18 protein-coding genes are annotated in these 16,913 nt (G+C 73.1%); 8 read left to right on the top strand and 10 right to left on the bottom strand.

All coding sequences use genetic code 11. From position 1 onward, the window contains the following. Positions 1 to 45: 45 nt before the first annotated feature. Positions 46 to 1,323: an MFS transporter gene (locus ACZ34W_RS12900; RefSeq protein ID WP_329488278.1), complete on the top strand. Its 1,278-nt coding sequence runs from the start codon at positions 46 to 48 to the stop codon at positions 1,321 to 1,323. Positions 1,324 to 1,339: 16 nt separating this feature from the next. Here ACZ34W_RS12900 and yczR read toward each other — a convergent pair whose 3' ends face one another. From yczR to ACZ34W_RS12880, 4 genes are all read right to left on the bottom strand, one after another. Next, entirely contained in the window at positions 1,340 to 2,776 is a 1,437-nt protein-coding gene (gene yczR, locus ACZ34W_RS12895; RefSeq protein ID WP_359805105.1) for a MocR-like transcription factor YczR, read from the bottom strand. Then, positions 2,773 to 3,093, bottom strand: a complete 321-nt coding sequence (locus tag ACZ34W_RS12890) for a hypothetical protein (protein WP_329488280.1) — start codon at positions 3,091 to 3,093, stop codon at positions 2,773 to 2,775. The genes yczR and ACZ34W_RS12890 overlap by 4 nt, the downstream gene beginning before the upstream one ends. Positions 3,094 to 3,154: 61 nt before the next feature. Further along, the gene (locus tag ACZ34W_RS12885; protein WP_329488281.1) at positions 3,155 to 4,150 is read right to left on the bottom strand and encodes an NAD(P)/FAD-dependent oxidoreductase; all 996 of its coding nucleotides are present in this window, start codon (positions 4,148 to 4,150) and stop codon (positions 3,155 to 3,157) included. Positions 4,151 to 4,360: 210 nt separating this feature from the next. Then, positions 4,361 to 5,338 (bottom strand): ParB/RepB/Spo0J family partition protein, encoded by a 978-nt coding sequence (locus ACZ34W_RS12880; RefSeq protein ID WP_329488282.1) that lies wholly within the window; start codon positions 5,336 to 5,338, stop codon positions 4,361 to 4,363. Between the two features lie 193 nt (positions 5,339 to 5,531). On the opposite strand from ACZ34W_RS12880, the gene ACZ34W_RS12875 reads away from it, so the two are divergent. Then, positions 5,532 to 5,705, top strand: a complete 174-nt coding sequence (locus tag ACZ34W_RS12875; RefSeq protein ID WP_329488283.1) for a hypothetical protein — start codon at positions 5,532 to 5,534, stop codon at positions 5,703 to 5,705. Between the two features lie 111 nt (positions 5,706 to 5,816). Beyond that, complete coding sequence (locus ACZ34W_RS12870) at positions 5,817 to 7,061, top strand: helix-turn-helix domain-containing protein (protein WP_465603616.1); 1,245 nt, start codon at positions 5,817 to 5,819, stop codon at positions 7,059 to 7,061. Positions 7,062 to 7,687: 626 nt separating this feature from the next. Here ACZ34W_RS12870 and ACZ34W_RS12865 read toward each other — a convergent pair. From ACZ34W_RS12865 to ACZ34W_RS12845, 5 genes are all read right to left on the bottom strand, one after another. After that, the gene (locus ACZ34W_RS12865) at positions 7,688 to 9,205 is read right to left on the bottom strand and encodes a DHA2 family efflux MFS transporter permease subunit (RefSeq protein WP_465603614.1); all 1,518 of its coding nucleotides are present in this window, start codon (positions 9,203 to 9,205) and stop codon (positions 7,688 to 7,690) included. Between the two features lie 93 nt (positions 9,206 to 9,298). After that, positions 9,299 to 9,787, bottom strand: coding sequence for a MarR family winged helix-turn-helix transcriptional regulator (locus ACZ34W_RS12860; protein WP_465603612.1), 489 nt, complete (start codon positions 9,785 to 9,787; stop codon positions 9,299 to 9,301). A gap of 117 nt (positions 9,788 to 9,904) precedes the next feature. Beyond that, the gene (locus ACZ34W_RS12855) at positions 9,905 to 11,176 is read right to left on the bottom strand and encodes a hypothetical protein (RefSeq protein ID WP_465603609.1); all 1,272 of its coding nucleotides are present in this window, start codon (positions 11,174 to 11,176) and stop codon (positions 9,905 to 9,907) included. A 181-nt stretch (positions 11,177 to 11,357) separates the two neighbouring features. Next, positions 11,358 to 13,043, bottom strand: a complete 1,686-nt coding sequence (locus ACZ34W_RS12850; RefSeq protein ID WP_465603607.1) for an RICIN domain-containing protein — start codon at positions 13,041 to 13,043, stop codon at positions 11,358 to 11,360. A gap of 250 nt (positions 13,044 to 13,293) precedes the next feature. After that, the gene (locus ACZ34W_RS12845; RefSeq protein WP_329488290.1) at positions 13,294 to 13,533 is read right to left on the bottom strand and encodes a chaplin; all 240 of its coding nucleotides are present in this window, start codon (positions 13,531 to 13,533) and stop codon (positions 13,294 to 13,296) included. Between the two features lie 231 nt (positions 13,534 to 13,764). Between ACZ34W_RS12845 and ACZ34W_RS12840 the strand changes: the two genes are divergently transcribed. The 4 genes from ACZ34W_RS12840 (at position 13,765) to ACZ34W_RS12825 (ending at position 15,457) form a co-directional block, all read left to right on the top strand. Continuing rightward, complete coding sequence (locus ACZ34W_RS12840) at positions 13,765 to 14,016, top strand: chaplin (protein ID WP_329488292.1); 252 nt, start codon at positions 13,765 to 13,767, stop codon at positions 14,014 to 14,016. 311 nt (positions 14,017 to 14,327) lie between these two features. Beyond that, positions 14,328 to 14,570 (top strand): chaplin, encoded by a 243-nt coding sequence (locus ACZ34W_RS12835; protein WP_329488293.1) that lies wholly within the window; start codon positions 14,328 to 14,330, stop codon positions 14,568 to 14,570. A 110-nt stretch (positions 14,571 to 14,680) separates the two neighbouring features. Next, positions 14,681 to 14,950, top strand: coding sequence for a chaplin (locus ACZ34W_RS12830; protein WP_329488294.1), 270 nt, complete (start codon positions 14,681 to 14,683; stop codon positions 14,948 to 14,950). Between the two features lie 120 nt (positions 14,951 to 15,070). Then, a complete protein-coding gene (locus ACZ34W_RS12825) occupies positions 15,071 to 15,457 on the top strand; it encodes a hypothetical protein (protein ID WP_329488295.1) in 387 nt (128 codons plus the stop codon). Positions 15,458 to 15,547: 90 nt separating this feature from the next. Here ACZ34W_RS12825 and ACZ34W_RS12820 read toward each other — a convergent pair whose 3' ends face one another. After that, positions 15,548 to 16,204 carry a hypothetical protein gene (locus tag ACZ34W_RS12820; RefSeq protein WP_359834881.1) on the bottom strand — a complete coding sequence of 219 codons (657 nt, stop codon included), beginning with the start codon at positions 16,202 to 16,204 and terminating at the stop codon, positions 15,548 to 15,550. Positions 16,205 to 16,505: 301 nt separating this feature from the next. Between ACZ34W_RS12820 and ACZ34W_RS12815 the strand changes: the two genes are divergently transcribed. Continuing rightward, positions 16,506 to 16,850, top strand: coding sequence for a rodlet layer protein (locus ACZ34W_RS12815; protein ID WP_313764319.1), 345 nt, complete (start codon positions 16,506 to 16,508; stop codon positions 16,848 to 16,850). The last annotated feature ends 63 nt before the right edge of the window (positions 16,851 to 16,913 follow it).

Below are 16,913 nucleotides of genomic sequence, written 5' to 3'. Positions count from 1 at the left end.
TAAAACAATGGCCGTTCCGGCTCCAGGGTGGTGGTGTTGGCCGCCATGACGCCGCCTCGCACCAGTCTCCTCCGCCATACCGACTTCCGTCGGTTCTGGGCGGCCGACTCGGTGAGCCAGGCGGGCACCGCCGTCACGCTCATCGCCCTGCCACTCGTCGCGATCGGCACGCTGAAGGCCACGCCCTTCCAGGCGGGCCTGCTGGTGACCTTCGAGTACCTGGCCTTCCTGCTCATCGGCCTGCCGGCCGGCGCCTGGGTGGACCGGGTGCGCCGGCGCCGGGTGATGGTCGTCGGCGACCTCGGCCGGGCCGCCCTGCTCGCCTCCGTCCCGATCGCCTCCTGGCTGGACTGCCTGACGCTCCTCCAGCTGTACGGGGTGGCCTTCGGGATGTCGGTCTGCACCGCGTTCTTCGACGCGGCGCACGGCAGCTACCTGCCGCACCTCGTGGAGGACGACCAGCTGGTGGAGGCCAACGTCAAGATCGAGGCCAGCCGCAGCACCATCCAGGTCGGCGGGCCGGGCGCGGGCGGGGTGCTGGTCGGCGCGCTGACCGCACCGGTCGCGATCGTGGTCGACGCGGTGAGCTTCGTCCTCTCGGCGCTCTTCGTGGGCCGGATCAAGCGGCCCGAGGAGCGGCCCGAGATCCACCCGGACGCCAGCCTGCGGGCCGAGATCGGCGAGGGGCTGCGGTTCGTCTTCGGCGACCGGCTGCTGCGCTCGATCACGCTGACCGCGGCGATCTCCAACATGTGCGGCACCATCGGCGCCTCGATGCTGCTGGTGCTGCTGGCCGGCGAGCTCCACCTGTCGCCGTTCCTGTGCGGCCTGGTGTTCACCGCGGAGGCCGTCGGCGGCCTGATCGGGAGCCTGGTCACGGTGCGGATCGTGACCAGGTTCGGCCAGGGGCCGGCGATGTGCGCGGCGATGATCACCAGCGCCGTGCTCTGGCTGCTGGCGCTGCCGATGTACCAGGCCGACTGGCGGTTCGCGATCGCCCTGGCGCTCCAGGCGCTGGGCTGGGTGGTCTTCATGACCTTCAAGATCACCGGGGTGGCGTTCCGCCAGCAGCTCTGCCCGAAGCCGCTGCTGGGCCGGATGACCGCGACGGTGCGCTTCCTGGTCTGGGGAGCGATGCCGCTGGGCGCGCTGATCGGCGGGGTGCTGGGCCAGAGCATCGGCGTCCGCCAGGCGATGTGGGTCGGCGTGATCGGCGAGCTCTTCGCCGTCCTGCCGGTCCTCCTCTCGCCGCTGCGGCGGATGCGCGAACTGCCGGTCGCACCCGCGCCGGCGGGCGGGGCGCCGCTGGCGCTGGCCCCGTGACGCCGGCCCGCCGGCATCAGGCCGCCGCCTGCGTCCGCCGGCTCCCCCGGCCGGTCAGCTGGACCTCCCGCCAGGCCTCCGCGAGGCGCTCGCAGCCCGCGACCAGCGTCCGCTCGTCGGCGACGAAGGGGATCCGGATATGGCTCTCCAGCGTGCCGTCCACGCCGAACCGGCCGCCGGAGAGGATCTCCAGCCCGCGCCGGCCCGCCGCCTGCGCCAGCGGCGAGCCCAGCCTGGCGCCGAGGTCCACCCAGAGCGAGAGCCCGCCGTGCGGCAGCGTGAACCGCCAGTCGGGGAAGTCCCGCGCCAGCAGGTCGACCAGCACCCGGCGGCGCTCCAGCAGCAGCTCCCGCCGCTCCCGCAGCAGGCCGGCGCCGGCCTCCAGCACCCGCAGCGCGATGAGCTGGGTGAGCAGCGAGTTGCCGGTGTCGACGAGGTTGCGCAGCCCGATCAGCCGGGCGATCACCGACTTGGAGGCGCGGATCCAGCCGACCCGCAGGCCGGCCCAGCAGGTCTTGCTCATGGTGCCGATGGTGATGACGTGATCGGGCGTCGACCAGGCGGCCATCGGCGGCGGAAGCTCACCGCCGTCGAGCGCGAGTTCGCGCAGCGCCTCGTCCACCACCAGGTACGTCCCGGAGCCGCGCGAGGCGTCGACGATCGCGGACCGCGCGGAGTCCGGCATCACCAGGCCGGTCGGGTTGTGGAAGTCCGGCATCAGGTAGGCCAGCCGCGGCGCCTCCTGGCGCAGCGCGGACTTCCAGACGTCGGTGTTCCAGCCGTCGGCGCCGAGGCCCACGGTCAGCAGCCGGCGGCCCAGCGCCCGGGTCAGGTCGAGCACGTTGGGGTACGTCGGGCTGTCGGTCATCACCGCCTCGCCCGGGCGCGACAGCAGGCGGATGAGCAGGCCGAGCGCGTGGTCGGCGCCGGCCGTCACCAGGATCTGGCCGGGGTCGGTCGGCGCACCCCGGCGGGTGAAGTCCTCGGCGATCGTCCGGCGCAGGTCGGCCACCCCCGCCACGTCGTAGCCGAGCAGGTGGGAGTAGCGGCCGAGGTCACCGGCGGCCAGCCGGGTCGCGGTGCCGAGGACGGCCTCCGGCGCGGGCAGCGAGGCCACCGCCAGGTCGATCGACCCGGCGCTGCGGGCCGCCAGCGAGTACGGGGCCCGCGTCCGCCGGCCGGGCTCCGGCAGCCGGACGAACGAGCCCGCCCCGCGGTCGCTCGCCAGGAAGCCCCGCTCACGCAGGATCCGGTACGCGGCGGTGACGGTGTTGCGGCTGAGCCCGCACTGGACGGCGAAGGTCCGCTCGGCCGGGAGCCGGGCGCCGGCCGGCAGCCGGCCGTCGGAGATCAGCACCTGGAAGGCCTCCGCGAGGTCCGCGTAGGCCGGGCCGGCCGCTCTCCACTCGCCGAGCATCCGCACGACCTGGGAGGCCGTCAGCGCGTAGCTCAACGCGCCGACGGACCGGCGGAGGCGAGGTCCGCTTCGGTCCCGCTGAAGGGGGAGTTCAGCCGGACGCCCACCGAGCAGGGCACCGGACCGGTCCGGGCGGCGGTGGCGTTGGTCAGCATCTCGCCCAGCTGCCGGGCGTTCTCCTCGGTGAGGATGAACTCGATGCGGTCGCACCGCTCGGAGTTCCGGCCGTGCCGGCCGACCAGGACGTGGAGGGAGACGTTGCCCTCCGCGTCGAGCGTGGCCGTGACCGTCCCGTCGACCACTCCGGGGATCACGTCGCTGAACTGGCCCGAATCAATCTGAGGTGTCGTCATCATTGGCTTCCTCTCATCGGTGTGGCGGCACGCGCCGGGGCGCGTCGGGGCGGTCGTCGGCTCAGGCCGGACCGGACTGCGGGAAGTCGGAGGAGTGCTCCGGGGCCAGCTGGGCGCCGGGGCGCAGCGCCACGGCCGCGTGGTTCACGGCGGTGGCGGCCTCGCCGAACCCGACCGAGATCAGCGGGACCCGGCCCTCGTAGGTGCAGCCGTCACCGACCGCGTAGACCTGCGGCAGGCTGGTCCGCATCGCCGGGTCGACCAGGATCTGGCGGTTCTCCAGCTTCAGGCCCCAGTCGGCGATCGGGCCCAGCTGGGAGGAGAAGCCGAGCGCGGCGACCAGCGCCTGGGCGGGCAGCTCCAGTTCGCCCTCAGCCCCCCGGACGGTGACGCCCTCCAGCCGGTCCGCGCCGTGGCAGGCGGTGACCTGGGCGTCGGTGACGACCCGGACCGGGGCGGCGTACAGCTGCTTCACGCTGTGCTCGTGGGCCCGGAAGCTGCCGCGCCGGTGGACGACGGTGACCGACCGGGCGATCGGGGCCAGTGCCAGCGCCCAGTCCACCGCGCTGTCGCCGCCGCCGACGATCACCACGTCCCGGTCGCGGTGCTCCTCCAGCCGGGGCACGTGGTAGGCGACGCCCCGGCCCTCGAAGGGCAGCGAGCACGGCAGGGTGCGGGGCACCACGCGGCCGATGCCGGCCGAGATCACCACCGCCCCGGCGAGGACCCGGCTGCCCGCGTCGGTGGTGATCTCCCACCCGGCGCCGTTCGGCGTGAGGGTGGTGGCGGTCTGCCCGAGCAGGTAGCGGGGGTCGAAGGTCGCCGCCTGCTCCAGCAGGTTGTCGACCAACTCCCGCCCCTTGACCGCGACATGGCCGGCCACGTCGTACAGCCGCTTCTCGGGGTACAGCGCGGCGACCTGGCCGCCCGGCTGCTCCAGCGCGTCGATGACCGCGCTGGTCAGGCCGCGGAAGCCGGCGTAGTAGGCGCCGTACAGGCCCGCGGGGCCGGCTCCGACGATGGCGATGTCGACAGTGGACTCGGTGGCTGGCGCCACGGCCGTCTCCTTTGGTGTTCGGAAGCAGGGATGGTCGCGGTCCGGCCGGCCAGGGCGCCGGCCCGGGATCCGGGGCCGGCGGTGCCGGCGCGCTGCGGGCGCCGGGCACGGGAGAAGGCGGGACGGACGCGCGGAGAGCCACCACGCCGGGGGCTCTCGTCGCACTCACGGCAGCAGCGCGTCGATCCTCGCAACGCCCCTGATCGAGCGTCAAGAAGCCTTGGGTCGGCCATCGTCCGGGACGTCGGCGCGCTGGGCGAGCTCCTCGGCGAAGCGGCTCCACTCGCGCGCGAAGCTGCTCGCCAGGTCGGCCACGGCGGCGGCGCAGTGCGGCGGCACGGCGGCGATCAGTTCCTGACCGGTCCGCGCGTCGAAGTCGTGGGTGCCCAGCCAGCGCAGCAGCAGCCGGCCGGATTCGGTGAACCGCAGCGACGGGTCCTTGGCGAGCCGCTCCAGGATGCCCGACCGGTCGGCCGGCTCCGGGGTCCGGGACCGCTGGGCGGTCCGGGCCGGGAGGGCGCGGCGGTCCTGCCGCGGGACCCGGCCGGCCAGCCGGAGCGGGTCCTCGCCCTGCCGCAGCAGCCGGCGCACCTCGTGCGCGGTGCTGGACGAGATGCCGACGGCCTGCGAGATCTCCCGCAGGGTCGCCTCGGGCCGCTCGGTCAGCAGCGCGACCGCGGCCCGGCGCCCCTCGACCGGATCCACCGGACGGATCCGCCCGTCCTGGCCGACCCGGGCGCTCGACTGAGGATTTTCCTCGCTCGACCGGCGCCGGATCGCCCCCACGGTCTTCGGCGACAGCCCGGTGGTGCGGGCGATCGCCCGGTCCGACCAGCCCGGGTGGGAGGCGAGGATCCGGGTGGCCGCCGCCCGGCGGTCCCCCAGGGTCAGCGGGAGGCCGTGCGCCACGTTGGCCTCCACCGAGCGGATGAAGATCTCCTCCTCCGGCCCGTCCAGGTACCGCACCCTGATCTGGCGCTCGCCGCGCATGGCGGCGGCGCGCAACCGGTGCATGCCGTCGACCACCCGCCGGGTGGCCCGGTGCACCAGGATCGGGTCGAAGGCCGTCCCGCTCTGGGCAAGCGTCTCGACATGTCCGCTGTCCTCGCCCGCGAGCCGCGGCGAGTCGGCCGGCCTCAACTCCGCGATCGGCACGCTGTTGACCTCGGACGTGACAGCCCCCGTCACTGCCACCACCCCCTTCTCCGCTACAGCCTCATAAGACAGCACCCTTCGATCGCTTGCCAAGTTTGTCAATCTCTTTGGCAGATGCTTGTCAAATAACCCCAGGTGGGCTACGTTGCCGCTGCGGAGTGATCGGGGGGAAGCCGGCCCGTACCGCCGCCAGGATTCACTGCTGAACAACCCTAGGGAAAGCACGATGAACACACTCCGCCGCACGCTCGCGCTCACCGGACTGGCGGTGGTCCTCGCATTCGGCGCCGCCCAGAGCATCCATGCCCTGACGGCCCACTCGGGCTCCGCCACCACGGCCGGAAAGGACATCACGATCGTCGTACCGGACGGCAAGGAGGGCGACATCGAGTGGCCGTGAGCCGCTCCGACCAGCCCTGATTCCACTGCGCGCGGGCCCCGGTTGACAGAATTGCCGGGGCCCCGGTGCGGGCTTGACAAATGACGGTGGCGCTGTGGCAGTGTCGTCGCCATGCTCCAGACGTCCCTCCAAACCCTGCCACAGCCCTACTTCGGCATCCGGCTACGGACGATCCGGCAGAACCGAGGCATCTCGCAGGCCCAGCTGACAGGGCCCGGCATGTCCGCCGCCTACCTCTCCCGTCTGGAGTCGGGCAGCCGCCCGCCGACCGACCGCGCGGTGGCCTACCTCTGCGACAAGCTGGACCTGCCGCTCTCGTCGTTCCAGGCCGAACCGACCGACCGCACCGCCGAGACGCTCGCCATGGTGGTCTCCGGGAGCGACGCCGAGGACGCCACCCGGATGCTGCTGGACACCGTGCAGCAGGGCGTCCCGACCCACCCCGCGCTGCGCTGGCAGTCCCTCTGGATGCTGGCCGAGAACCAGCGCAAGAGCGGCGCCCGCCAGGACCAGCAGCGCACCCTGCAGTCGCTCACCGAGCTGAGCGACCAGATCGAACACCCGCACCTACAGGTCAGAGCCAGGGTCCAGCTCGCCCGATGTCAGAGGACCACCGGCGACGTCCCCGCCGCCCACCGGATGGCCACCGAGGCCTACGCACTCGCCACCGAGCACCAGCTCTCCCGCAGCGACCTGACCCGCACCCTGCTCGTCCTGATCTCCGTCGAGGCCGAGACCGGCCGGCTGGTCGAGGCCCTCGACCACACCGACCAGGTGCTCCGGCTCGTCCACGAACTCCCGGTCACCCTGCGCGCCGAGACGTTCTGGACGGCCGGCAGCATCCGGATCCGCCAGGGCCGGCACGCCGAGGCCGCCGCCCTGCTGGAACAGGCCATGGACCTGCTGGGCGCCGGCAACGAGGAACTCGTGCTCTGGATGCGGCTGAGACTCGCCGCCGCCTCGCTCTACCTGCGGATGGACCCGCGCCGCACCGACCAGGCCGAACGCCGGCTCCGCGAGGCCGCCCCGGCCGTCGAGCTGCTGAACCTGCCGGTCCACCAGCAGGAGTTCCTCACCCTCCGGGCCCACCTGGCCTTCCACCAGGACGACCACCCGGCCGCCCTGGAGCTCTGCGAACGGCTCGGCGACCACCCCGAGCACCTGTCCTTTCGGGACCGCGTCCGGCACCTCATGCTGCGCAGCCAGCTGCGCATCCTGAACGGTGAGCGCGACGCCGCCATCCGGGAACTCGAACAACTCGCCCAACAGGCCCAGGAAGCGGCCAACATCGACCTCGCCTCCGAGGTCTGGCGCTCCCTCGCCGTCACGCTGGCCCAGGCCGAACGCCCCGCCTGAGCCGACCGGTCCGCCTTCCGGTCACCGTCGGTCACGATCCGACCCACCGGTGGAGTACGGACCCCGCTCGAACGTCGCGACGCGATGTGCCGGCGGCCGGAGAACCCGGCTCAGCACTCGCGCACCGCGCCCCCTCGGTGGCCCCGTGCCGACCCCGCCGGCCGCCACCCGCGCAGCACCCCGCCTCCTCCGCCGTCGCCGTTGCTCGCCGCCGGTCGTCTCGTGCTGCCCCCGTACCGCCCTCATGCTGCCCTCGCGCACTGCCCCGTCGCACGGCTTCGCGGTGCCCTTTCGTGCGCTCCCGCGCTCCCTGTGTCTCCCCCGCCGCGGCGCCGCGCTCCGGCGCACGCCAGGGCGGGAGGACGGCCGGGTGCCTTTCCCCATCGCCACGGATTCCGTCCTGAATTTGGCGATGATCACACCTAATGCCCATATCCGGAAGATCTCCGGCCACTTAGCACCGTTCCGCGAACCCACGAAGACCGGCATAGCCGACATGTCCCGACGGGGACATGAGAATTGCCCCGGAATCCCTTCCGAATCCTTGACAGCCGGCCCCGTCCACGCCGCGACAGCCCTGCGGGCCACCGGGGCGGATGCCCCGGTGGCCCGTCCGGTTCGGCGGGTCAGAGCACCGCCGCCGCGGGCCGTTCGGCGGAGCTCGCGGCCCCGGCGGGCTTCAGGACGACGGCCGTGACCACCAGGGCCAGCGCCAGCAGCCCGGCCGCGACCGCGAAGGCCAGGCGGAACCCGCCGGTCAACGCCTCGGCCGCGGGGTGTCCGGCACCGCTCAGGGTTCCGGTCCGGGCGGCGGCGAGGGTGGTGAGGACGGCGACGCCGAGGGCCGCGCCGACCTGCTGGGTGGTGTTGAAGAGGCCGGAGGCGGTGCCCGCGTCCGCCGCGCCGGCGCCCGACATGCCCAGCGCGGTCAGGCCGGAGAGCACCAGCCCGCCACCGCCGATCAGCAGCATGGTCGGCAGCAGGTGGACGGCGTAGGCGGCGTCCGCCGGCAGCCGGACGAGCAGCCCGAGCGCGGCGACCAGCAGGGCCAGTCCGGCCATCAGGACGTTGCGCTCGCCGAAGCGGGCGTTCAGCCGGGCGGAGAGGAAGAGCGACACGGCTCCGATGGACACCGCAGCCGGGAGCATGGCCAGACCGGTCGCGGCCGCGCCGTAGCCGAGCACGTTCTGCAGGTAGAGGGCGAGCAGGATCTGGAAGCCGAACATCCCGGAGATCGCGAGGACCTGCACCACGTTCGCCCCGGCGACGGTCCGGGAGCGGAGCATCCGCAGCGGCAGCAGCGGCTGGGCGGCGCGAGCCTGGCGCAGCAGGAAGCCGGCCAGCAGCAGGGCGGCGAGCGCGCCCAGGCCGAGGGTGCGGGCGGAGGCCCAACCGTGCTCGCCGGTACCGACGATGGTGTAGATGCCGAGCATCAGGGCGGCGGTGATCAGCACGGCGCCGAGGGTGTCGGCGCCGGCCCGCAGGCCCGGGCCGCGGTCGGTGTCGAGCACCCGCACCGCGAGCAGTACGGCGGCGAGGCCGAGCGGCAGGTTGATCAGGAAGATCCAGTGCCAGTTCAGGGCCTGCGTGAGGACGCCGCCGAGGACCTGGCCGATCGAGGCGCCGGCCGCGCCGACGAAGCTGAAGGCGCCGATCGCCCGGCCGCGCTCGCCCGGCTCGGGGAAGAGCGTGACGATCATGCCGAGGCTGACCGCGGACGCCATCGCCCCGCCGACGCCCTGGAGGAAGCGGGCCGCGATCAGCATGCCCTGGCCGGTGGCCACCGCGCAGAGCACCGAGGCGGCGGTGAAGAGGGCGAGCCCGGCGACGAAGACCCGCTTGCGGCCGATCAGGTCGCCGAGCCGGCCGGCCAGCAGCAGCAGTCCGGCGAAGGCGATCAGGTAGGCGTTGACCGTCCAGGTCAGGTCGGCCGACGAGAAGCCGAGGTCCGCCTGGATGGCCGGCAGCGCCACCGTGACGATGGAGCCGTCCAGGATGATCATCAGCATCCCCGCGCAGAGCACCGCCAGGGCGAGCGCACGGGAACGGGCCGAGGCGGCCCGGGTCGGGGCGGGCGCGTCCGGGGCGGATGCGCTCCGGGCCGGTGCGCCCGGGGTGGGCGTGCTGGGGGCGTGCGTGGTCATGGCGGGTCTCCCGGTTCGTCGAGTACCGGGTATGACGCTAGCAGATTGTTTTGTTCGGGACTATCTTTCTCGGGAAGGTCTCTTTCGAGATGCTCAGCTCCGGGAGCGACGGGCTCGCCGGACCGTCCGGTCGCTCTCCACCGGCTCCGCCAGGTGCCCGCCCACCAGCTTGGTCAGCGCCGAGACGAAGACCGTCCGCTCGGGCTCGGGCAGCGACTCCAGCACCTCGCGGTGCACCCGGTCGGCGATCGCGGTGCCCTCTTCGACGGCGCGCTCGCCCGCCTCGGTGACCGAGATGATCCGCGCCCGGCGGTCGGTGGCGGACGGGCGGCGCTCCGCCAGGCCCGCCTTCTCCAGCTCGTCCACGGTGACGACCATGGTGGTCTTGTCCAGGTCCGACAGCTCGGCCAGCTGGATCTGGGTGCGCTCGGTCTCCAGCGCGTGGAACAGCACGCAGTAGGCGCGCGGGGTGATCCCGAGCTCGGTGAAGGCGGCCGCCATCCGGGTCGCCAGGACATGGCTGGCGTGGTCCAGCAGGCCGGAGAGGTCTCGGATCCGGCGCACCGGCGGGCTCGTCGTCATACGTCCGAGCGTAGCAAGGCCGTCTGCCGGCAGATGATCCCGTGAACAACGATCCCGCGGGGCGGCGGCCCGCGGTACCGGCGAGCGGGCGGGGCAGGGCGGCGGGCGCGGCCCGGCCTACGGAATGCCGAGCTCGAACAGCGCGTACCCGGCGTACCAGCCCGCCGCGAGCGTCGGCATCGCGCACAGGCCCAGCAGGGTGGGCACCTTCACCCGGCGCAGCGCGACCGCCAGCCCGATGAAGAGCGGGAAGGCGGGCAGCAGGTAGCGCGAGATGTTGCCGAAGATCTGGTTGCTGCTCAGCGCGGTGAAGACGGTCAGCAGCGTGTAGACCACCAGGACCAGCGGCGGCCGGAGGCGCAGCAGCAGCACCAGCAGCGCGGGCAGGAGCATCAGCAGGGCCACCGCGATCAGGTCGGGCGCGGGGTTGGACTGCCAGAAGTCCCAGTGCCCGGTGATCACGTCCAGGAAGGTGCGCGAGGTGGAGGCGCCCCAGTCGAAGTAGCGGTTCCAGGCACCCCGCTGCAGCTTGAAGTAGCCGCCCCAGTCGCCCATCCGGTAGCCGACCCAGCCGACGTACCAGAGCAGGCCCCACGGCGTGATCAGCATCGCGGTCAGCGGTCGCGCGACGCCGTCGGTGCGCCGGACCAGTGCCACCAGCGCGGAGATCGAGACGGCCGCGATCAGCGCGGCGGCGGTGGGCCGGTTGAGACCGGCCGCGAAGGCGAGCAGGCCGGCGGCGAGCCAGCGGTGGGTCATCACGCAGTAGCAGGCCCAGGCGGAGATGGCGACGAACAACGAGTCCGAGTAGACCGCCCACTCGACGCCCGACCCCGGGAAGAGGCCCCAGATCACCGCCGCGATCACCCCGGCCCGGAACCCGCCGAGCCGCTCGGCGACGGCGAAGACGCCGGCCGCCGCGACGAACGAGGCCACCACCGAGACCGCGATGCCCGACCCGTAGGGGCCGAGCCCGGTGACGGCGCCGACCAGGCGCATCAGCCACGGGTAGAGCGGGAAGAACGCGGCCGAGTTCTCGTAGTAGGTGGCGAGCGGGAAGCCGTGCAGCGGGACCAGCTGCGGGTGGTAGCCGTTCTCGGCGATCCGCTGGTACCAGACGCCGTCCCAGGTACCGAGCACGTCCCAGGGCTGGGCACCCCCGCCGCGGCCCGGCTCCTTCCGGAGGAAGTCACCGGTGTGCGAGAGCAGCAGCAGGAGCACGGCCAGGCCGGTGGCCTTCACCACCGCGTACGCGCCGAGCGCGGGCGCGAACCGGTCCACGACGGCGCCGAGGCGGCCCTGCCGCCCGGCCTCGGCTGAGGCGGGGCCGGTGCCGGACGGCTCGGCGCTCGCCGGCTCCGCGCTCGATGTACTTGATGCCGTGCTCATCAGCTCTGGACTCCCGCCCCCGCTCGTGGTCGGCGCGGCCACGATCGCGCCGCCGAGCGAGCCTACGGCACGGGATCGGACCTCTCCGACCGACCTTCCGATGCCGCCCCGGCCCTGGCGCGGCGCCGGGCAGCGGGCCGCCGCCGCCCGGGTGGGGCGGCGGCGGGGTGGGCGGGGCGGGTCAGCCGTGCAGGTAGACGATGCCGAGCTTGGTGAGCCGCCAGAGCTGGTTGGCGGCGCCGGTGTCGGTGGCGAGCTCGACCAGGGTGTTGCCCTTGGCGTCGCGGCTGCCGCCGGCGGTGGCGACCTTGGTGCGGTCCTGGGAGTCGGCCAGCTTGTAGAGGCCGTCGCCGGCCGGCTCGAAGACCCAGTGCTGGTTGCCGCCGCCGTTGCAGCCCCACTGCTGGAGCCGGGTACCGGGGGCGGTGGAGCCGGCGTCGGCGTCCAGGCACATGTTCCGGTTGCCGCTGAAGTCGAGCTCGTAGCCGCCGCCCTGCTTGGCCTCCAGGACGAAGGACTGGTTCAGCCCGCCGGTGGGGGTGTAGGTGAGGGCGCCGCGGCCGTTGGTGGAGTCGCCGTAGGTGCCGCCGCCGGAGAAGTCGAGCGCCTTGCCGTCGGCGGCGGAGGTGAGCTGGTACCAGGCGCCGTCCTCCGGCCCGTCGCCGAACGGCTTCCCCGGGGTGAGCGGCTGGATGGAGGTGGTGTTCCGCTGGTCGAGGGTGCAGTAGGCCTGCTGCTGGTCCGGCCTGGCGTAGAACTGGCCGAGGCAGACGCCCTCACCGCGGTAGCCGGCCACCCGCAGGTGGTAGGACTGGCGGACCATGTTCATGCAGAGGCCGGGGATGCCGATCTGCTGGTCGCAGCCGTTGCGGATCCACTCGGCGAGGTTGATCACATCGCCGTTGGTGTACTCGTACGGCGAGCTGGTCCACTCGGCGCAGACCTCGTGGCCGAAGGCGACCCGGCGCTGGTCCAGGTACCGGACGCCGGGCACCTGTTCGGCCGCGGCGCGCAGGGTGTCGCTGAAGAGCGGCACCACCCAGTTGTGGCCCCAGGCGAGGTCCGCGGGGAACGCCGGGCAGCCGTCGGCGACCTTGCCGACGTAGTCGTTGCGGCGGATGTCCGGGGTGATCGGGTTGAAGTAGGACTGGTAGACCAGCTGGTAGGCGTTGTCGGCGTAGCCGGCCCGGCGCATGGTCTGCCGGATGTCCCGCAGCGCCGCGACCACCTTGGGCTGGACCGCCCTGGCCCGCTCGGCGATCTCCGCGCTGCCGATGGTGTCGCGGCAGCCCTGGTCCTTGGGGACGGGGAAGTACTGCGCGAGGCAGTGCATCATGATCCCGCTGAAGTCGAAGTCGTCGTTGGCGCCGATCGTGACGACGACCATCTTGACGTCGTACCGGCCTGCCACGTCGGCGAGTTGGACGTCCTGCTTGGGCTCGCCGAAGTCCCCGCTGCCGGAGCCGGTGATGGCGGCCAGTTCGGGGTCGCTGACCAGGTCGCCGGTCTGGGCGCCGGAGCAGGCCAGGTCGATCGGGGTGACGTCGGGGATGCCGGTGACGAAGATCTCCGACTTGGGGTGCCGGTGGCAGTAGTTGGTGGGCGAGTCGGTCTCGGGGAAGTAGCCGTCCCCGGTGTCGGTGCCGGCGCCCTCCCCCGAGATGGCGCTGTCGCCGAGGGCGACGACCGCGGCCGGGCGGCCGGTGGCGGAGGCCGCGGAGGAGGCGCCGGAGTCGGCGAGGGCGGTGGGGGCGCCGACCAGACCGAGGGCGGCGACGAGGGCGCCCGTCGCGAGCAGTGCGCCGTAGGGGGAGCGGCGCGCGACCGACCGGGATCCGCGCGCGCCTGACAGGGGTGACCTGATCACTCGTGACTCCTTGCGGGCTGGGGGACCGCCCGACCGGGGACGCCGGCCGGCTCGGAGCAAAGAAAGGTGAGCAGGTCTCATATTCTAGGTACTGACAAGTAACGCAACAAGGCTCCGGACAGCACCGGCCGGGACGCCCCCGGCCGGGCCCGCGTCCGCCGGCGGCGCCGGAGAACGCGGAGAGCCGCCGCCCCGCGCCCCAGGAGGGAAGCGCGGAACGGCGGCTCGCGCCGGCCGAACCGGGCGTCGGTCAGCCCGCGTTGACGCAGTGGTTGCCGAACGCCGGGTTCAGCAGACCGATGATGTCGATGGTGTTGCCGCAGAGGTTGACCGGGACGTGGACCGGCACCTGGACCTGGTTGCCGGAGATGACGCCGGGGGAACCCGCGGCGACACCCTCGGCGCCGGAGCTGGCCATCGCGGTGCCGGCACCGGCCGCCACGATGCCTACCACGGCGGCACCGACGGCGGCCGTCTTCTTGATGCTCATAGGAGCCTCCTGACTGATCGACAGAACTGCACGGGGAGTGCGACATCTAGAACGACACCCGTCCGGCCCGGTTGCTGCACCGCCCCCTTTGTCACCCGGCTGGCCCAACGGGCCCGGGCCTCCCGGCATTCGGGTGATCACCGGACCCGACCGTTTCCCTCCGGCCACTTCCTCGTTCTCCCTCTCGGAACCCGTTCCGCACAGGCCCACGAGACGAATCGAGTACCGCACATGCGCAAGCTCGCCCACGGCGCCCTCGGCACGGCGGCCACCGCCGCCCTGCTGGCCGCCGGCGCCGGCGTCGCCGTCGCCCACCACGCCCACGGCGCGTCCGCCGAGGGCGTCGCGGCCGGCTCGCCCGGGGTGGCCTCGGGCAACCAGTTCGAGATCCCGGTGCACGTCCCGGTGAACCTGTGCGGCAACTCCGTCGACGTCGCCGGCCTGCTCAACCCGGCCTTCGGCAACCACTGCGCGAACGCCTGAGCCGACGCGGAACGGCCGCCCGGCCCACCGGGCGACCCATCGACTCCGGGAGATCCGCCGCCGGTCCGAGCCCGTCCGGAATCGCTCCTGGTCGCGCGTCTGCGCGAGTTGTTCCCGGCCGTGCGGGAATTCCTCGCGACGCGCGGGTGCAGCGGCGGCCTCCCCTCGTCCAAGCCACGGGCGACACGCGCCACTTGGGCCGCCAGAGTGACAATCACGGCAATCCCAGAAACCAGCGGGCGATGATTTCCCTTCGCCCGGCTCCCGACTCATTCCATTTACGGTCGGGCAGAAAACGGAGGAAGAACCACATGCGTAACCTCAAGAAGGCCGCCGCCCTGTCCCTCGCCGCCGCCGGCCTGGTCGTCGGCGCGGCCGGCGGCGCGTTCGCCAGCTCCGGTGCCGAGGGCGTCGCCGCCGGCTCCCCCGGTGTGCTCTCCGGCAACCAGATCCAGATCCCGGTGCACATCCCGGTCAACGTCTGCGGCAACTCCATCGGGGTCATCAGCATCCTGAACCCGGCGTTCGGCAACAACTGCGCCAACATCGGCTGAACCGGCGGTCGCCGCACCGGCGACCGCAGTTCCACCGAGTCCGTGCCGCATCCCGCCCCCGGGCGGGGTGCGGCCCGCTCAACCCGTGTGTGATCGAGGAGATCAACCCCATGCAGAACGTGAAGAAGGCCGCCGTCCTCTCCGCCGCCGCTGCCGGCCTGGTGCTGGGCGCGGCGGGCTCCGCCGCCGCCAGCTCCGGTGCCGAGGGCGTGGCCGCCGGCTCGCCCGGCGTGCTCTCCGGCAACCAGCTGCAGATCCCGGTGCACATCCCGGTGAACCTCTGCGGCAACTCCGTCAACGTGATCGGCGCCCTGAACCCGGCGTTCGGCAACAGCTGCGCCAACGTCGAGGCGCACCCGCAGCCCGCCGACGACTGCTGATCCCCGATCGGCACGCGTACCGGCCGAACTGCCCCCCGTCCAGCCGGTCGGGGGGCAGTTCGGCATACCCGGGCGCAGTCTGGCCGCCCGGGGACCCGATCTCCCGAAGGTGACTGAGGCATGGTTGCGAAGAGCATGGTTTCGATGAAGAGCGGGGCCGGCCTGGCCGCCGCCCTGGGCGCCGCGATGCTGCTCGGCGCCGGCGCCGGCACGGCGCACGCGGCGCCGGCCGAGGGCGGCGCCAGTCTGGCCAAGACCGACCTCGCCCAGGCGCTGGGCGGCACCACCACCGGTCTCGGCTACGGCATCGCGCCGGTCAAGGACCTGCGCGTCGACCCCTGGGCCAACTCCTCCGCCGACGTGCTGAACAACGGCGCGACCGTCCAGCCGGAGGACACCGGCCTGGCCCCGGTCAGCACCAGCACGCTGACCGGTCCGCTGAGCGCCGGCGGCGGTCCGCGCGACCTGCCGGTCGTCGGTCAGCTGCTCGGCGCCCTGCCGGGCTGAGCACCGGCGCCGCACGGCCGGGAGCCCGGCGCGCCCTCCGCGGGGAGGGGGCGCCGGGCTCCCGTGCGCGCCGGGTCGGCCCGGACCGGCTCAGAGCTGGGCGAGCCCGGTCAGACCGCTCTGCTCCACGACACCGGTGGTGGTCGCCGTGGCGGTCGTGGCGAGGTCCCCCACCGAGTCGGTGACGGAGATCCGCTCGTCCTCGTTGCCGAGCGTCGCCTTGGCGCCCGGGACGGCCTGCACCGCGCCGGTGACCAGCCGCGGGTCGATCTCGCCGACCTTGAGCGTGCCGTCGGCCAGCTGCCCGGTGCCGTCCTGGGCCAGCGCGAGCGGCTTGCCCAGGCCGATCCCGGGGGTGTCGGCGTGCAGCGGGGCGGCCGGGGCCTCCAGCAGCAGCTCGCCGAGGTCGGCGCCCTGGTCGACCAGCGGCAGCGGGAGCTCCGCCTTGGCCGAGGGGCCCACCTTGCCGGTGCCGAGCTGGGGCACGATCCGCTCCGGGAGCAGCTCGTTGCCGGTGGTGCGGCCGGGCACGGCCGGCATCACCAGGGAGGTGGGGATGCCACCGGAGATGCGGCTGTCCAGAGGTGCGAGCGGGACGTCGAGGGGGACCTGCTGGGTGGCCAGCCGGTCCTCCAGGGCCCCGACCTGGTCGGGACTGACCGCGGCGGCGGAGGCCGCGCCCTGGGAGGCGAGCACGCCCGCACCGACCGCCAGCAGCATCGCGCCGGCCCGCTTGGAGAACTTCATGCTTTTCACCGTTCTGCCTGTCCGTACTGGGGATCTGGGGGTCGGCCGCGCGCAGGGCGCAGCCGAAAGCAATCTGTCTCAACGAGACACCCGGAGCCCTGATTGCGGCCGTTAACCGGTTCGGCCTAATAATCCGACCGGAATCCCCCGGAAGTCGCGCCTCCCGGACTCTTTTCAAGAATCCCCGTAACCTTCCGTGGCGTCATTCTTTGATCTGAATGTCAGTGACCGCAGACCGGGCCTGAGCGTTCTACGCGTTGTACGCACGGAAACCAAAAGCATTCCAGAGAGGGATCTCCCCATGATCCAGAAGTCCTTCGCCGCCGCCGGCCTGGCCGTCGCCGCGCTGGCCGCCGCTGCGGCGCCGGCCTCGGCCATCGCGGACTCGGACGGCTCCGCCGCGTCCCTCCAGGGCAACGGCGGGACCAACTTCACCGGCACCGTCGGTGACAACAGCCCGAACTTCCACTTCCTGGACAACGCGAACGTCTGCCTCCCCGAGATCCACAACATCGCGGTCGGCGTGCTCGGTGTGGCCGTCCCGGTCGAGGTCCCGATCGCCAACAGCGGTGGCAAGCAGTACTGCACCCAGGGCCAGGGCACCCAGAGCAAGGGCGACTCCGGCGTCTCCCACCTCATCGGCTGACCTGCCGACCCCGCACCACCTCCTGAACCACCCTTCGAATCGCTCCCCGATTCATCCCCCGAG

It is taken from the genome of Kitasatospora sp. NPDC022856 (genome assembly GCF_055561235.1).
Note: the sequence above shows the minus strand (reverse complement) of the source record. Positions and strands in the feature narration are given on the sequence as shown.

Coding starts and splice junctions, on each gene's coding strand:
- ACZ34W_RS12825 (WP_329488295.1), top strand. CDS start 15,071: ATGGTTGCGAAGAGCATGGTTTCGATGAAGAGCGGGGCCGGCCTGGCC.
- ACZ34W_RS12840 (WP_329488292.1), top strand. CDS start 13,765: ATGCGCAAGCTCGCCCACGGCGCCCTCGGCACGGCGGCCACCGCCGCC.
- ACZ34W_RS12900 (WP_329488278.1), top strand. CDS start 46: ATGACGCCGCCTCGCACCAGTCTCCTCCGCCATACCGACTTCCGTCGG.
- ACZ34W_RS12845 (WP_329488290.1), bottom strand. CDS start 13,533: ATGAGCATCAAGAAGACGGCCGCCGTCGGTGCCGCCGTGGTAGGCATC.
- ACZ34W_RS12830 (WP_329488294.1), top strand. CDS start 14,681: ATGCAGAACGTGAAGAAGGCCGCCGTCCTCTCCGCCGCCGCTGCCGGC.
- ACZ34W_RS12870 (WP_465603616.1), top strand. CDS start 5,817: ATGCTCCAGACGTCCCTCCAAACCCTGCCACAGCCCTACTTCGGCATC.
- ACZ34W_RS12875 (WP_329488283.1), top strand. CDS start 5,532: ATGAACACACTCCGCCGCACGCTCGCGCTCACCGGACTGGCGGTGGTC.
- ACZ34W_RS12855 (WP_465603609.1), bottom strand. CDS start 11,176: ATGAGCACGGCATCAAGTACATCGAGCGCGGAGCCGGCGAGCGCCGAG.
- ACZ34W_RS12865 (WP_465603614.1), bottom strand. CDS start 9,205: ATGACCACGCACGCCCCCAGCACGCCCACCCCGGGCGCACCGGCCCGG.
- ACZ34W_RS12890 (WP_329488280.1), bottom strand. CDS start 3,093: ATGACGACACCTCAGATTGATTCGGGCCAGTTCAGCGACGTGATCCCC.
- ACZ34W_RS12820 (WP_359834881.1), bottom strand. CDS start 16,204: ATGAAGTTCTCCAAGCGGGCCGGCGCGATGCTGCTGGCGGTCGGTGCG.
- ACZ34W_RS12860 (WP_465603612.1), bottom strand. CDS start 9,787: ATGACGACGAGCCCGCCGGTGCGCCGGATCCGAGACCTCTCCGGCCTG.
- ACZ34W_RS12835 (WP_329488293.1), top strand. CDS start 14,328: ATGCGTAACCTCAAGAAGGCCGCCGCCCTGTCCCTCGCCGCCGCCGGC.
- ACZ34W_RS12815 (WP_313764319.1), top strand. CDS start 16,506: ATGATCCAGAAGTCCTTCGCCGCCGCCGGCCTGGCCGTCGCCGCGCTG.